Source organism: Palleniella muris (assembly GCF_004792655.1).
Lineage (GTDB): Bacteria > Bacteroidota > Bacteroidia > Bacteroidales > Bacteroidaceae > Prevotella > Prevotella muris_A.
Genome location: NZ_SRZC01000001.1, coordinates 220235 through 235969 on the forward strand (window position 1 = coordinate 220235; position 15735 = coordinate 235969).

Annotated in this window: 6 protein-coding genes; 3 read left to right on the top strand and 3 right to left on the bottom strand. The window is 51.2% G+C overall.

What is annotated here, in order from left to right; translation table 11 throughout:
• Positions 1–8 precede the first annotated feature (8 nt).
• From E5358_RS00885 to E5358_RS00895, 3 genes are read right to left on the bottom strand one after another with little or no spacing between them, the layout of a single operon-like run.
• Complete coding sequence (locus E5358_RS00885) at positions 9–2864, bottom strand: SusC/RagA family TonB-linked outer membrane protein (protein ID WP_135938488.1); 2856 nt, start codon at positions 2862–2864, stop codon at positions 9–11.
• A 37-nt stretch (positions 2865–2901) separates the two neighbouring features.
• Complete coding sequence (locus tag E5358_RS00890) at positions 2902–4995, bottom strand: RagB/SusD family nutrient uptake outer membrane protein (protein ID WP_135938489.1); 2094 nt, start codon at positions 4993–4995, stop codon at positions 2902–2904.
• Positions 4996–5021: 26 nt separating this feature from the next.
• Complete coding sequence (locus tag E5358_RS00895; RefSeq protein WP_135938490.1) at positions 5022–8348, bottom strand: SusC/RagA family TonB-linked outer membrane protein; 3327 nt, start codon at positions 8346–8348, stop codon at positions 5022–5024.
• Between the two features lie 353 nt (positions 8349–8701).
• On the opposite strand from E5358_RS00895, the gene E5358_RS00900 reads away from it, so the two are divergent.
• The 3 genes from E5358_RS00900 to rhaM all read left to right on the top strand — a co-directional run bounded on the left by E5358_RS00900 (position 8702) and on the right by rhaM (position 15698).
• The gene (locus E5358_RS00900; RefSeq protein WP_135938491.1) at positions 8702–12841 is read left to right on the top strand and encodes a hybrid sensor histidine kinase/response regulator transcription factor; all 4140 of its coding nucleotides are present in this window, start codon (positions 8702–8704) and stop codon (positions 12839–12841) included.
• A gap of 539 nt (positions 12842–13380) precedes the next feature.
• On the top strand, positions 13381–15216 hold the full coding sequence (locus E5358_RS00905) for a rhamnogalacturonan lyase (RefSeq protein ID WP_277821115.1): 1836 nt from the start codon (positions 13381–13383) through the stop codon (positions 15214–15216).
• A 167-nt stretch (positions 15217–15383) separates the two neighbouring features.
• The gene (gene rhaM, locus E5358_RS00910) at positions 15384–15698 is read left to right on the top strand and encodes an L-rhamnose mutarotase (protein ID WP_135938493.1); all 315 of its coding nucleotides are present in this window, start codon (positions 15384–15386) and stop codon (positions 15696–15698) included.
• The last annotated feature ends 37 nt before the right edge of the window (positions 15699–15735 follow it).

Sequence of the window (15735 nt, forward strand, 5' to 3'; positions counted from 1 at the left end):
TTTAAGGGTTAGAAAGTAAGCTGTGCACCAACTACAATGCTGCGTGAGGCAGGAGTTCCGTTGCCGAGAATCTCAGCGTCACGACCCTCGATGTGGTCAGCGCAGAAGAGGTCGTTGCCACGGACATAGACTTTGGCAGCGTTCACGAAACCGGTCTTCTTCATGACAGCCTTTGGCAGGTTGTAGTAGACCTCAATGTTGCGGAGCTTCAGGAATGAGCGGTCGCGCATCCAGAATGTGCTCGCCTGATAGTTGTTGGCGTTGCTGGATGAGCTGAGACGTGGGAACATAGCGTTAGGGTCGTTGCTCTCTGCTGTCCAGCGGTTGTCATAAACATACTGTGCAAGGGATGTATTGTTGACAAGTCCCCAGTAGTAGCCGGAGTTGCTTAGCATTGCTGTGTAGCGACCTGCGCCCTGGAAGAGTGCTGTGAAGCCCAGTCCCTTGTACTCTGCTCCGAGGTGGAAAGAGTAGTAGAGTTCAGGACATGTTGAGCTGTAACCAATCTTTGTCTTGTCGTTAGCGTCAATCTTGCCGTCACCGTTCACGTCCTTATAGCGGATGTCACCCGGGCGCACCTGTGAGAAGGTGTGTGCAGGGATGCCGTCAACGAGAGCGGTAGGGTTGCCGTCTTTATCATACACGAAGTCTTCGTTGCGGAAGAGTCCTTCAGCGATAAGTCCGTAGTTGGAATTGAGCGGATTGCCTGTGGTCACGAGGTTAGCGTAAGCCTTTGGTTCTTCTGCCTGTTCCTTAATCTCGTTCTTTGAGAGGGTCATGTTTCCGCCGATGTTGAATGTAACGTCGCCGATGGTCTTTGTATAGTCAAGAGCAAGGTCAAAACCGTACTGGTCAACCACACCTGCATTGACATAAGGAGCTTCGAAACCAATGAGTGAAGAGAATGCGCCTGCACCACTCACCCAGATATCATAACGATGCTGGTTGAAGTAGTCAAACTCGATGTTCAGTCCCTTGAAGAGAGTGGCGTCGATACCTATGTTGAACTTGCGCGCCTTCTCGTGTGAAGGATTTGCGGTTGCCATCTGACCAAGCACTGTAGCACCGTCGCTGGTGTCGTAGCCGGCACCCCACAGATACTGTGTACCGTTTTTTGAGTAAGACTGTGTGTAGTATGTCCACAAGTTGTCACCCGGCAGATAGTCGGCACTGATTACGCCAAAAGAAGCGCGGAGCTTAAGGAAGTTAAGCCAGGAGACATCCTTCAGGAAATTCTCGTTTGAAGCAACCCATGCTGCTGACACTGTTGGAGACATCGCCCACTTTGTACCCGGAGCAAGACGGCTTGAGCCTGACTCCATGAGTGCCAATTCGCCGATATACTTGTTGTTGTAAGCGTAATGACCGAGCCAAGAGATGTTCTGACGGTAAATCTTTGTGTTGACACCTGTTGTCTCCTCAAAGTCGTAGCCATACATCAACTGGCTGTAGACGCTGTGCTTGCCGAAAGAGCGGTTGTAGTTGAAACCTGCACCGAAGGTCATACGACGAGCGTACTTGTCAGTAGCTGCGCCTGCACCCATCTCTCCCTGCTTGCCACCTTCCCAGTAATCACCGAGAACTGGTTCACCGTTTGCCCATCCTGTCACAGGAGTGTAGCCGTAGAGATACTCCTTGGAGTGGTCCTCGTAAAGGGTGGAATATATGTCGTAGCTTGCCTTAACCGTCAGGCTGAGTCCCTTTGTCCAAGAGTCGAGTTTCTGGTCAAGGACTGCGTCGAGGTTCAGTGCGCGCTCATGAATCTTGTAATAGGCTGCGCCTGTTGACTGAGCTACTGGGTTGTTTGTTCCTGCCCATGTGCTGGAACCGCCCCATGTGCCGTGCTCGTTCTTTATAGGGAAAGCAGCTGAAGGCACTGAGTACATCATTCCCCAAAGATCAACATTGCTGCCCGGGCGTGACATCTCGCTCAGCATACCGAGGAGGTTGACTCTCATCATTGTGTTTGGAGTGAGGTCGATGTCGAGGTTTGTGCGTATGTTACCACGAACGTACTTGTCCTGAGTGTTATAGCCCTCATTCATTGCAGGATTCTTGATGAAGCCCTTGTCAGAGATAAGGGTTGCCGCTGTGAAATAGCGGAACTTCTCACCACCACCGCTGAACTCAAGCCCTAAGCGGTTGTCAAGAGCGTGGTTGCGGAATGTCTCGCCCACCCAATTGACACTTGGATACTGGTAAGGGTGTGTACCATTCTGGAAAGCGGCAATCTCGTCAGCAGAATACTTCGCGAACTGTCCCTGTCCCTCATTGTACAGAGCCTCGTTCATTGCGCTTGCATAAGTCGCACCATCGATGAACTTAGGGCGGTTAAGCATCTGACGGAACTCATGGTCATAAGTGAACTTTATAGTCTTGCTGTTGTATTCACCACGCTTTGTCTTGATGAGCAGTGCACCGTTTGTGCCTTTGTAACCATAGAGGGCAACGGCAGCAGCATCCTTGAGGATCTGCACTTCCTCCACCTCGTCGGCACTGATGTAGCTGATGTCACGCTCCACACCGTCGACAAGCACCAATGGGCTGCTGACACTGAGGCTCTGCAAGCCACGGATGTAGAATGTAGGGTTCTGCTCAAAAAATGTGCCTCCGCCCTGCAATGAGATAAGGCCGTTACCCTGTCCGAGGATAGAGTTGCCAATGTTCTTTGCCGAACGCTTGTTGACATTTTTGTTTGTTATGACAGACACGGCAGCCGTTGAGGTCTCGCGTGAGAAATTCTTGTTGGCTCCCACCTCGATGGTCTGGTCAACGAAGGCGATGCCTGTGCTGTCCTGCTGTGCTGCTGCCGGAACAGATAGTCCGGCAAGCAGTGAAAGCATCAATATATTCTTATTTTTCATAAAATTCTAAGTTCTTGCACATTAATAATCAAATGTATCACCATCCCGGGTTCTGGACAAGACCATAGCCCTTGTTGATTTCCGTCTGTGGGAATGGAGACATGAGCCATTTCCTTACATCGGTGTCATCAGGATCCATGCCCCACAGTACGCGGCGTACAGGCTTGCTCAGCTCAAACTTCTGATACTCGAAGCGGTTAGGCTCCTTTGTACCGCTGTTCTTGTCGTCGCCAAGCCATGGGCGTGTCACACGTACCCACTTTCCGTCAGAGCCCTGCTGCATACGGAAGATACCAAGACCATGGAGCTGTTTTGTCATCCAGTCAGTGCGCTTGTAGCGAACCATATCCATGAAGCGGGCGTTGGTCAGACCGAGCTCACAAGCACGCTCACGAAGAATCTCTTCAATCAGAGCATCCTTGTTAGTAGCAATCTCTGGGTGTCCCATTGTGAGAGAGCCAAGACCGACACGCTTGCGGACAACATTGGCCTGATTGATGGCTTCCGGCAGATTGTCTGTCTGTGCGAGGCACTCAGCATAGATTAGGTACATCTCCGGCATTGTCACCACGTTCCAGTGGTTGTCTGCCTTACGGTGGAACTGCTCATCAAGGAGATATTTCACATTACCGTATCCGGTAGGACACATCGTCAGAGTAGCTTCAACAGGTTCATATATTTGGTTCCCGTTCTCGTCCTTCTTTGGTTTTCCGTCCTTATCCTTTGCCTCTCCCAACACATTGGAGGAAGCATGGTAGCCGCCAACCCAGAACTCAAAGACGTTACCGGTTGATGTGCCGGTTTCCCATCCGAGCTGTTCCTGCTGACCGTTTACGAAAGCGTTCTCATAGAGACGAGGGTCGCGTGAAGCCTCTTTCTTGAAACCGCCACGGATAGGTGTGTAGCTAAAGAACAACTTGCCGTTAGAGCCTTCTATACGTCCGGCAGCAAAGTCCTTGTCCCAGTCAAACGGTGTGCCGTCCTTCCATGGGAACATATCCACATATTCCTGAGTAGGAGTATAGTTGTTACGGTTGATGCCGTTCTGCTGCCATCCCCATGAGAGCCAGCAGTAAGTACCCTGGGTACCATAGATTGAAATCACACGTGTGGTATGGAGAGCCTCCGGACTGTCATCGAGAATGTATCCCATACGGTATGCGTGGCGGTAGCCGTCAGGAGTCTTGCTTGTCGCCTCACGGAGACCATAGTAGCCGTTTTTCTTCACCTCGTCAAAGAAATCCCTGCATGCCTTCAGGGCATCGTCCCAGCGGCTTTTCTGGTAGTCGCCGTACCATACGAGATGCTGCTGTTCCGCCTCGCTTGAGCCGTCATAGTAAGGCTTTGCATTGTTGAAGAGCGGAGAAGCGGCAAAGGTAAGAATCTTTGCCTTCATTGCCATTGCTCCGGCTTTTGTCCAGCGTCCAACGTTGGTACTGTTGGTCTCCGGAGTGTTGCCGTTATACGCCCACACGAGAGCATCACCCTCTATAGCCTCATCAAGCAACCCAACCATGAACTTCACGGTTTCATCGACTGTACTGCGTGACATTTCGTAGGAGCCCTCATTGCCGGTGTATGTGTTCCTGATTATCGGCAAGCCTCCATAGTGCGGGAAAAGATCGAAATAGCGCTCGGCAATAAGGCATTTAGCCTGAGCAACCATATTCTTCTTCTGAGCGTCGGAGAGCCCCGGCACGCGGCCGATGTTCTCAATCAGCATCCATCCAAGGCGTACCACCTCCCACACATAGTCGTCATTGAATCCCATGAGCGGTGTGGTGTTGGAGTTAAGGCTGCCTGTATAATAAGAGTTTTCAACCCTTGTGCTTCCCCAGTGAAGCTGGTAGCAGTCAGTCAAGGCATCAAACTTTCCTGTATATGTGTTGGAACTGTTCGGAGTACCGCTGGCGTTGGCGTATGGCAATCCATAATACTGACGCGCATAGAGCGAGTTCAGGAACTGCTGGGTATAGACAGGACTGCTGAACACAGTGTCCACATTGACCGCTCCACCCGGTGCCTTCTCGATGAAGGCGTTGCCGAACTTTATGTCATCGGTGCAGGCTGAGAGCATTGCAGCTCCAAGAACTGCGACACTCAGTCCGTTGAATATATTCTTTATTTTCATTTTATTGTTCTTCATATATGATTAGCTTAGAATCCTACTTTAACTGACAGAGTGTAAGTACGCTGCAACGGATAAGAAGGAGAATTTGAAGCCCTCACCTCAGGGTCGCCCCACTTGTATGGAGTGAGTGTGAAGAGGTTGTAAGCACTGAGAGCAAGCTGCAGCTGGTTCATGCCGAACTTCTTCATCCAAGGCATGCTGAAGTCATAAGCCACCTGCATGGTCTTACAGCGCAGATACTTGGCATCCTTCTCCCATAATGTTGACTGTGGGTCGTAGTTCTGGGTTTTTCTTCTGAATGTCGGGCGTGGATATTCCGCATTAGGATTCTCCGGTGACCAAGAGTTCTCGAGATGGTAAACCAACAGACCTCCTTTATTGTCACCAGAAGAATTGTAGAATGGACGGCGGAATGTTCCGTCAATCACACGGCTGACATTCCATGCACCTGTAAACTGGGTGTTGAATGACCATCCTTTGTATGAGAATCCGAAAGAGAGACCTGCCATATACTCCGGGTCGTCAGTGTATCCGAGGTCGCGGCTCATGTCGTTGGTGTCAATCTTGCCATCATTGTTCAAGTCAACATAGAGTGCATCACCCGGCTTCAACTGGTCGTTTTGGACTATTTGCTCAGGGAATGGCTGACCGAACGTCTTCTCATAGTCTGCCTCGCAACCCTCATAGTAGTAATTCCAGAACTTATAGAGTGAGCGGCTGCCGATGCGGCGTCCTGCAGTATACATGTACTGCTCGTTCTGTGGAGCCTGACGGTCCTCGATAATCTCATTCTGGTTGTAAGAGAGATTGAACTTCGCCCAGTAGCGGAAATCGTTGCCTATCTTGTCCTGCCAGTTGACGGACACCTCATGTCCCCAGCTGTCCACGACACCGAAGTTTGTGTAAGGAACAGAGAATCCGAGGAAGGAAGGCACTGTCCCGTCTCTCCACAGGATGTCTGTACGGTGCTCCTTGAAGTAGTCGTATGATATGCGGAGCTTGTCGTTGAGGAAGTAGACATCAACACCATAGTCCTGCTTGAACGCCTTCTCCCATGTCACGTCGGCATTGTTCTTGGCCAGCTCCGTGGCACCGTACTGTGTGGAGCCCGTAATGTTGCTGACACCGAAATAGTAAGCATAAGGGTTCGCATCCTTGCCCATACGCTCCATCAGGGCTGCACCGTTGACAACGTAAGGGTCGGCAAGATACATGAAGCGGCTGCCGCCAACCTTGTCATTACCTACAAGACCCCATGAAGCACGCAGTTTCATGAACGAAATGACCTTGCTGAGAGGCTTGAAGAAAGGCTCGTCGCTGATGAGCCATCCCACAGAGCCTGCAGGGAAAGAGCCGAAACGCTTGCCAGGAGCAAAGTTCTCAGAACCGTTGTAGCCGATGTTGAACTCTGCCATGTAGCGATTCTTGTAGTCATAAGTGACACGGCCCACAAAACCTACATAAGTACGGGGAATGTCGGAGTAAGTCTTTGGATAATATGTCTTGCTCTGGTTGTAGAGAGCGAGAGCATTGACAGTATGCTCACCGAATGCGCGGCTGTAGCTCAGAGAGCCCTCGGCATACCAGTCACGACCCTTGCTTGTGCTTGGCTTGTAAGAAGGGTCTGTATCCTGACCTGACTTCAGATACAGCATGTCGTTAGTCGCTGTCTCAGGATTCCATCTGATTACCGGAGTATAGCTTGCCGTACTTGCAGTAAGTTCCTTTGTGACACCGTAGATAGAGTTGTAGGAGCCCTTCAGCTTCAGTGACAAGCCCTTTGTGATGAAGTCAAGCTTTTGGTCAAGGATGACGTCCATCATCAGTCGGTTGTTATTATAATGGTAAGCACCTGGCTGATAAATAATGTATGTCATAGGTGCACTGCCAGTGAATGGGAGGACAGAAGTTTTAGTACTTGCAATTACAGGATTGCCGTCTGCATCACGCACAACATTACCTTCATCATCATATTCAGGGATAGTGAATGTGTTATATGCAGGGTTTGTATTTGTATAAATGTAACGTCCCTGCTCATCGAAACCCGCACTTGAGAACGGTGATGCCTCATATATAGCCTTAATCATGCCTGAAGCACCCTGACCTGTACGTGGCTTTGTACTGTCATCCACCTTACCTGCGAGGTTCACACTGAGCTTTGTTGTCGGAGTGACATCTATATCGATGTTGCCACGATAGTTGAAACGCTGGTAGCTGTAGTCAAAGTCATAATCCCTTCCGAAAGACTCGAACAGGCCACCCTGAGTGAACATACCCGCTGAGAGGAAATACTTCACCTTGTTGTTACCGCCGGAAATGTTGACATTGTGCTGCTGCTGGAGCGTCACATCCTTCATGATATAATCTGTCCAACGCATACTTGGCAGGCGGATAGGATCGGAATTCGTGCGGAAAGCCTCAACGATGTCTGTACTGAACATTGGGGCATCACCGTCGTACGACAACATATTGTTATAGAAATTTGCATACTCATAAGAGTCCGCCATATCAATCATCTTCGTAGGAGTGAGAGCTGAGAAGCTGACATTTGCTGAGATGCGTGCCTTGCCTTCCTTACCACGCTTTGTGGTTATGAGGATTACACCGTTAGCACCACGCACACCGAACACGGCAGTAGCTGACGCGTCCTTCAGGACTGTAACGCTCTCGATTTCGTTAGGGTCGATGTCCCACATCTCACGCTCCACACCATCCACCTGGATGAGTGGCTTCACAGCATCAGAGCCGGCGAAAGTAGCCTTACCACGCACGAATATGTCGGCAGCATCTGAACCCGGCTCACCTGAGAACTGCACAGAGGTGACGCCTGAGAGCTGTCCCGCCAGCACGTTGTTGACAGAGCTGACAGGAGTGCGGACAAGATCCTCACTCTTTATGGAAGAGATGGCACCTGTCACAGTGACCTTCTTCTGAGTGCCGTAGGCAACGACCTCCACACCCTGAAGCATGGTGGCGTCCTCCTTGAGAGTCACTTTCATGTTGTCCTTGGCAGTGACAATCTGGTCAGCGTAGCCGATGTACACAATCTTGAGTTTGTCACCTGCCTTTGCCTTGATGGAGAAGTTTCCTTCAAAGTCGGTGATGGCAGCGTTCTGTGCCGATGTGGCACCTGATGCGCTGACAAGATAAACAGTCGCTCCGATAACAGGCTCGCCGGTTGGGTCAAGCACAGTACCCTTGATGACTCCCGCAGGCTGGAGGGCAGCAACGCCTGTGACCGCCTGTGCCGGCAAGACACCAAGATTGGGAGCAAACACCAAAGCGGAAGCGCACAACACCATTGCCGGCAGTTTGCAGGCTCCACTCGTGTTCAGTAGTCTGATTTTGCTCATAAGTTTAGTTGTAAATTATTTTATTGTTAGTTTTGTCGCGTCTGATTACAAGCCAAACAACTCCGGGACTTGCCGTGCAAGCAGGAAACGCCATAGCAGGGCAGCCATGACAAAGGACATTGGCGTACCTTTGCAGAGCCGGATTCTTGGTTCGTAAATTGCTTTTTAGGTTGTAGTGATTAGTGAATTTTCGCTTTTCATTAAATTTAGTTGCAAAATTAACTTTCATTTTACATTTTTATATGCAAATTTGTGCAATATGCATGTATATTTTTCCAAATATTAAAAAAATATTGTAACTTTGCTCTTGAAAACAAGAAAACTGTCTGATACTACACCTTATAATATACAATATGCCTTTACATAAATCCATCATCCTTCTACTTGCGGCAGCCTTCTCCCTTCTCGCGGATGCGCAGACCACGGCACAAGGATTTTCCATATATTCCAAGCGGATAACCTCCGACAACGGACTGCCATGCAATTTCGTCCGTTCCATCGCACAAGACAGGAAGGGATTCATGTGGTTCTCCACTCTCAACGGCTTGTGCAGGTACGACGGGAACACGATGAAAGTGTTCAATCCGCAGGGATACGGACAGAATTCCATTTACGACGACCGCATCGACTGGGTGATGGAAGACGCACACCGGCACCTGTGGGTCCTCACCATGAACATGAAGAGCTACTGCCTGGACCTGCGCACCGACAAGTTCCTTGACATGAACGGACTCCTCGGGACAGGATTCCAGTGCAAGAGGATGGCGATGTCAAATGACGGCAGGAGGATATGGCTCTATGGATACGGCACAGTACTGATTACTGTCGGCAATGACGGCAGCCTGTCGGCAAAGAGCTTCAAGGACAAGATGGCAAGAAACTTCCAGTTCATCTACGAAACCTCCAATCACGAGACTATCGCAGGCAACGACAAAGGACTGTTCATCTTTGACGGAAAAGGCTTCCGGCATTTGAAGCACCATGGCAGATTCACCAATGCCACGGAGATTGCAGGACGGCTTGTCGTCTGTGGCAGCAGCAATGACAGTTTCATGTACTTCAACACAAAGGCAAACACGCTCACTCCCGTCCCTGCCGACTGGACGAACGACAACCTGCCTGACCTGCGCACCGACAACAAAGGCAACTGCTGGCTCTACAACAAGGACTTCGTACTCACACGCATCGACAAGCGCACCGGCACTGTCATCCGCATAAACGCACCGGGACGAGACGGCAGCAGCGCAAACTTCAGGTACAATGTCGTGGAGGACTCGCGCGGACTGATCTGGATAAGCACTGACCATTGCGGACTGCTGATGTACAACAAGCGCACCGGCGAACTCACAAACTTCAGGGCCGGCAACAGCGGGACATCGCCGATAGGCCAGAACAACCTCCTCTACACGTTCCTTGACAAGGACGACCACGTATGGGTAAGCTCCTGGTACACAGGCATAAGCTGCATAAATGTCTCACGCAATGTCACCACCGAGACGTACAAAGGCGAACAGGTGCGCATGATTTGCCAGCCGATAAAGGGCGGCGACATCTATGTCGGCACAAAGAACACTACCTTGGACACTTATGACGCAACGTTCTCCATACAGAAAAACTCTGAGAAATTCCCACACAGCGTCTACTCCGTGGCCTTCGACAGCGAAGGGACACAATGGCTTGGACTGCGCGACGGCGGAATAATCATCGGCGACAAGCTCTACAACCGGCAGTCAGGCAACGCCGAAAGCCTGTCGAACGACGCCGTGTTCAGCATCCTCCGCGACAGCAAGAACCGCATGTGGATAACCACACACGGCGGCGGACTGAACCTTGCCGTGAAGCAAAAGGACGGCACTTACCGCTTCCGCCACTTCCTTGACAAGGAGTACAACATCAGTTGCACACGCAACATCGTCGAGGACAACGACGGAAACCTGTGGGTCAGCACTAACGCCGGAGTGGTCATAGCCAATCCTGACAGAATCATCGGCAACCCTGACGACTACCTCTTGCTCAGCGTGGAGAACAACAAGCTGAGGAGCAACCTCGTGCGCATGGTCTACAAGGACTCGAAAGGCAACATCTGGATTGCCGAGACGGGAAAGGGATTCGCCATGTGGAACGCCTCAGCACACAGGAAAAAGGCTGCCGGCAAAGGGAAATACACTCTCAACAGCATACAGCTGGAGCATTTCGGCATAAACAACGGACTGTCAAGCCCTATGGTGCAGGGATTCCTCGAAGACAGGAGAGGCAACCTGTGGGTGACCACAGAATATGGCATCTCACGCTTCAACCCTGCCACAAAGAGCTGCCAGACTTACCGCTTCTTCAACGACATCATCTATAACGCCTACTCCGAATGCGCCGCACTGGAGCTTGCCAACGGCGCACTGCTATTCGGAAAGGACGACGGACTGGAGATAATCGCCAACCCTTCACTCTTGGACAAGAACAAGGAGAAGGTGGTAGACATACTCTTCACCAACATCTCCGTGGCTGAGGACGGGAAAAGCGACCTGCTGTCCCTCGCCTACTCCGACCGCCTGCAACTGGAATATACGGACAACTCCTTCCGCATAAACTTCTCCACCATGGAGTTCCCCGTCAACGGCGAGACACGCTACTCCTACCGGCTTGAAGGATACGACAAACGCTGGAGCAGCTACGACACACAGGCTTTCGCCGAATACAAGAACCTCGAGCCGGGCACTTACCGCCTGCATGTCAGGGCCATAAGCAGCCAGGGCGTCGCAGGAAAGGAGAGCATACTGGAAATAACCATAAAACCGCCATTCTACCGCACATGGTGGGCGTACCTCCTGTACTCGCTCTTCACACTTGCCGTGGCGTACTACATCTACCGCCTGACAAAGCAGCGTTACCGCCTGCGCCAGAGGATAAAGGTGGAACGCGAACTGACGGACTACAAACTGAAGTTCTTCACCAACATCTCACACGAGTTCCGCACACCGCTGACACTCATACAGTCGTCCCTCGAGACAATCACCGTCAACACGGACATCGTCAAGCAGTATCCGCAGCTGAGCATAATGGAGCGAAGCACAAACCGCATGGTGCGACTCATCAACCAGCTCCTGGAGTTCCGCAAGATGATGAACGGCAAACTGCATCTCGCTCTCGAGGAGGACGACATCATTGCCTTCGTCCGCGACATTTTCTATACCTTCAACCTCATGGCAGAGGACAAGAAGATAACCATGACATTCAACACCTTCACCGACAAACATGTGATGTTCTTCGACAAGAGCAATGTCGACAAAGTGGTCTACAACCTTATCTCCAACGCCATAAAGTACACTCCGGCAGGGGGAAATGTCTCTCTCGACATGCAACTGAACAATGACAACACGCTGAGCATAAAGGTCGCCGACGACGGACTCGGTGTGCCGAAGCACAAGCAGCAGGAACTCTTCAGCCGCTTCATGCAGACTTCCTTCGCCGCCGACTCCATCGGTGTGGGACTGAATCTCGCCATGGAACTTGTCAAGACGCACCACGGCTCGCTGACATTCGAGGAGAACCGCCCAAAAGGGTCGGTGTTCACAGTGACACTGCCGACGGACAAGAGTGTCTATGCCTCCGGCGATTTCCTCGTCACAGCACCGGAGAAGGAAAATCCAAAAATCACCCCCCCCGAAAACAAAAACGAACATCTATCTGACAATCTGAAAGATAGGCTGCAAAGCCTATCCTCTTGCGCAATACTTGTGATAGAGGATGATGTTGACATACGCAACCTTCTGCAGAACACACTGTCCTACTATTTCAGGACAGACGGCGCACCTGACGGGGAGACCGGTCTGAAAATGGCTCTCGAGAACCACTACGACCTTATCGTCTCTGACGTGATGATGCCGGGCATCAACGGCTACGAACTGACAAAACGCCTGAAACAGAACTTCGAGACGTGCCACATCCCTATCATCCTCCTTACGGCTCTCAACGTGCCTGACAAGTATCAGGAGGGCATCGAGTCGGGAGCCGACGCATACATCGTCAAGCCGTTCTCCATGAAACTGCTCCTTGCGCGCATCTTCAACCTCATCGAACAGAGGAACAAGATACGCGAACGGTTCTCCAACGACCTGACCTACAACGCGCCGGTAATCAGCAAGAACGACAAGGACAAGGACTTCGCCGACCAGATGCTGGCAATAGTGAAGAAGAACATGACCAACTCTGACTTCTCTGCCGATGACTTCGCGGCAGAGATGCACCTCGGACGCAGCATCTTCTACAAAAAGGTGAAGGGCGTGACAGGCTGCTCGCCTATGGAGTACATAAAGAAAATCCGCATGAAGAAGGCGGCGGAACTCCTGCAGGACACTAACCTGACCATCGCCGATGTTACCTACAAGGTGGGCATCAGCGACCCGTTCTATTTCTCGAAATGCTTCAAGGCGCAGTTCGGCATGGCACCATCCGCCTACCAGAAGCAGTTCAAGGATGGCGGAAAGAAAGAGGAGTGACGCAGCGTAAGGGCAGCTTGCCACTGCTCAAAGATTGCCAAAAGCACACATTAATATAATTACAAGCCAGCACGCCGGGATAACATTCAAACGTTGTCTCGGCGTGTTTTCATGTCAGACAAAGACAAAACGAAAAAGTTCCTGTCTCTGAGGCCTTTGCAAAAGGTAACACTTTACACCATAAAAGGTAACACTTTACACGGCAAAAGCTAACCTTTCGCATGATAAAAGGTTACCCTGTGAAAAGCGATGCCCCAAAGGCGGTTTTTGCAACCACCATGCGGACAAAACCACTCCCTTGGCACGCCGCAAGGCAGGCAATGCCCGATGCCGGGCTGCCTTTTGGGAGCCACACAACATATATACATCCGTGCGCGGGAGATGTGATTATGTCGCAAATCCACATGTATGCACAAAATTACATATATTAAACACATTTTTGCATACATAACACTATATAAAATACTAATTTTGTGCATCAAACTGACCAAATTAACTATTAACCAATGAAGACCAAAGTTTTTTTCATAATTCCTGCCATGATGATGGTGATGGCGGCACAGGCTTTTGCACAGCAGACAGAGAAACTCTCGAGGGGGCTTGTCGCTGTCAGGGAAAACCCTTCCGCCGTCACCCTCTCATGGCGTTACTTGTCGTCCGACCCGATGAACACGGCGTTCAACATCTACCGCAACGGCAAAAAGATTGGGACAACGAAAAGCGACAACGCGACTTTCTTCCGCGATGACTACAAAGGGAACGACGCCGTGACCTACACCGTAGAGAAACTCATCGGCAAGAAAGCCACCGGAGAGAAGTGTTCCTACACCTTGCCGGCAAACGCTCCGACAGGCTACATCGACATTCCGCTGGACATGCCCGAAGGAGGGGTGACGCCTGCCGGAGACAATTACACATACACTGCCAACGACGCGTCAATAGGCGATGTGGACGGTGACGGCGATTACGAGATAATCCTCAAGTGGGAACCGACAAACGCTCACGACAACTCGCACGACGGCTACACGGGTGATGTCATTTTCGACTGCTACCGCCTCAGCGGCGAGCGTCTGTGGAGGATAAACCTCGGCAGGAACATACGTGCCGGAGCGCACTACACACAGTTCATGGTCTATGACCTTGACGGCGACGGAAAGGCGGAAGTGGTGATGAGAACCTCCGACGGAACCGTGGACGGCAAGGGAAAGGTCATCGGAAACGCTGACGCTGACTACCGCGAGAAGGGCATAAAGCATGAGGGAAAGCGCACGCCAACCCACCAAGGGCGCATACTTACAGGCAAGGAGTATCTCACTGTGTTCAACGGAATGACGGGCGAGGCGATGCACACCGTCCCTTACATCCCCGAGCGCGGTGACCCGCAAGGCTGGGGCGACCCACGTGCGAACCGCAGCGACCGCTTCCTTGCGTGTGTGGCTTCACTTGACGGAAAGCGCACAAGTGTGGTGATGTGCCGCGGTTATTACACACGCACCGTCCTTGCGGCCTTCGATTGGGACGGCAAGGAACTGAAGAAGCGGTGGGTGTTCGACAGCAACAACCCGGGCTGTGAGGGCTATGCAGGACAAGGAAACCATAACTTGCGTGTGGGAGACGTGGACGGCGACGGCTGTGATGAGATTATCTACGGCTCTTGTGCCTTTGACCATGACGGCACAGGGCTCTACACTCTCAACATGGGACATGGCGATGCGATGCACCTGACGCAGTTCTCCAAGGATATGAAGGGCATGCAGGTGTGGAACTGCCATGAGAACCGCCGCGACGGTTCGACATTCCGAGATGCGCGGACAGGCAAGATTATCTTCCAGGTAAAGGACAAATCCGACGTAGGACGCTGCATGGCTGCGGACATCGACCCTACCAACGAGGGTGTGGAGATGTGGTCAATAGCGTCGGGAGGGATACGCAACATCAAGGGCGAGGTCATCAATCCTCAGCCGAAGCGTCTGTCAATCAACATGGCAGTGTGGTGGGACGGCGACCTTCTGCGCGAGCTTCTCGACCGCACCACTGTCTCCAAATACGACTGGACGACGGGCGAATGCAAGCCTTTGCAGACCTTTGAGGGCACTCAGTCCAACAACTGGACAAAGGCTAACCCGTGCCTGCAAGGGGACATTGTGGGCGACTGGCGCGAGGAAGTGCTCATGCGCACCAAGGACAACACACACCTGCGGCTTTATGTATCCACCATCCCGACGGACTATCGCTTCCACACATTCCTCGAAGACCCTGTCTACAGGATTAGCATAGCCACACAGAACGTGGCATACAACCAGCCTACACAGCCGGGATTCTACTTCGGGCCGGACTTGAAAAAGGGCATCTTCCGCGGATGGAAGTTCAAATAAAATCACGACTCATCATGCTGCAACAAGATGCGACGTGCGATGCAACAAGATGTCCCATGATGCCTCATGATAAAACATGAGTTGCAACATGATGTCCCATGATACATCATGATTCAACATGATTCAACATGATTCAACATGACAACAAAAAAAAACAAAACAACAATATGAAAAGAGAAGCATTCAAAATGTTCTTGAAGCCTGGCTTTGAGAAAGAATACGAGAAAAGGCATGCAGAGATATGGCCTGAACTGAAGAAGATGCTGTCCGACGGCGGTGTCTGTGACTATTCAATCTATTGGGACAAGGATACGAACATCCTTTTTGCCTGCCAGAAAACGCGTGGCAACGAGTCGTCACAGGACATGGGCAGCAACCCGATAGTGCAAAAGTGGTGGGACTACATGGCGGACATCATGGAGGTGAACCCTGACAACTCGCCCGTGACAATCCCACTGCCGGAAGTGTTCCACATGGATTAAGATTCAACCACATCATGCTTCAACATGACATAACATG

Coding starts and splice junctions, on each gene's coding strand:
- E5358_RS00885 (WP_135938488.1), bottom strand. CDS start 2,864: ATGAAAAATAAGAATATATTGATGCTTTCACTGCTTGCCGGACTATCT.
- E5358_RS00890 (WP_135938489.1), bottom strand. CDS start 4,995: ATGAAAATAAAGAATATATTCAACGGACTGAGTGTCGCAGTTCTTGGA.
- E5358_RS00895 (WP_135938490.1), bottom strand. CDS start 8,348: ATGAGCAAAATCAGACTACTGAACACGAGTGGAGCCTGCAAACTGCCG.
- E5358_RS00900 (WP_135938491.1), top strand. CDS start 8,702: ATGCCTTTACATAAATCCATCATCCTTCTACTTGCGGCAGCCTTCTCC.
- E5358_RS00905 (WP_277821115.1), top strand. CDS start 13,381: ATGATGATGGTGATGGCGGCACAGGCTTTTGCACAGCAGACAGAGAAA.
- rhaM (WP_135938493.1), top strand. CDS start 15,384: ATGAAAAGAGAAGCATTCAAAATGTTCTTGAAGCCTGGCTTTGAGAAA.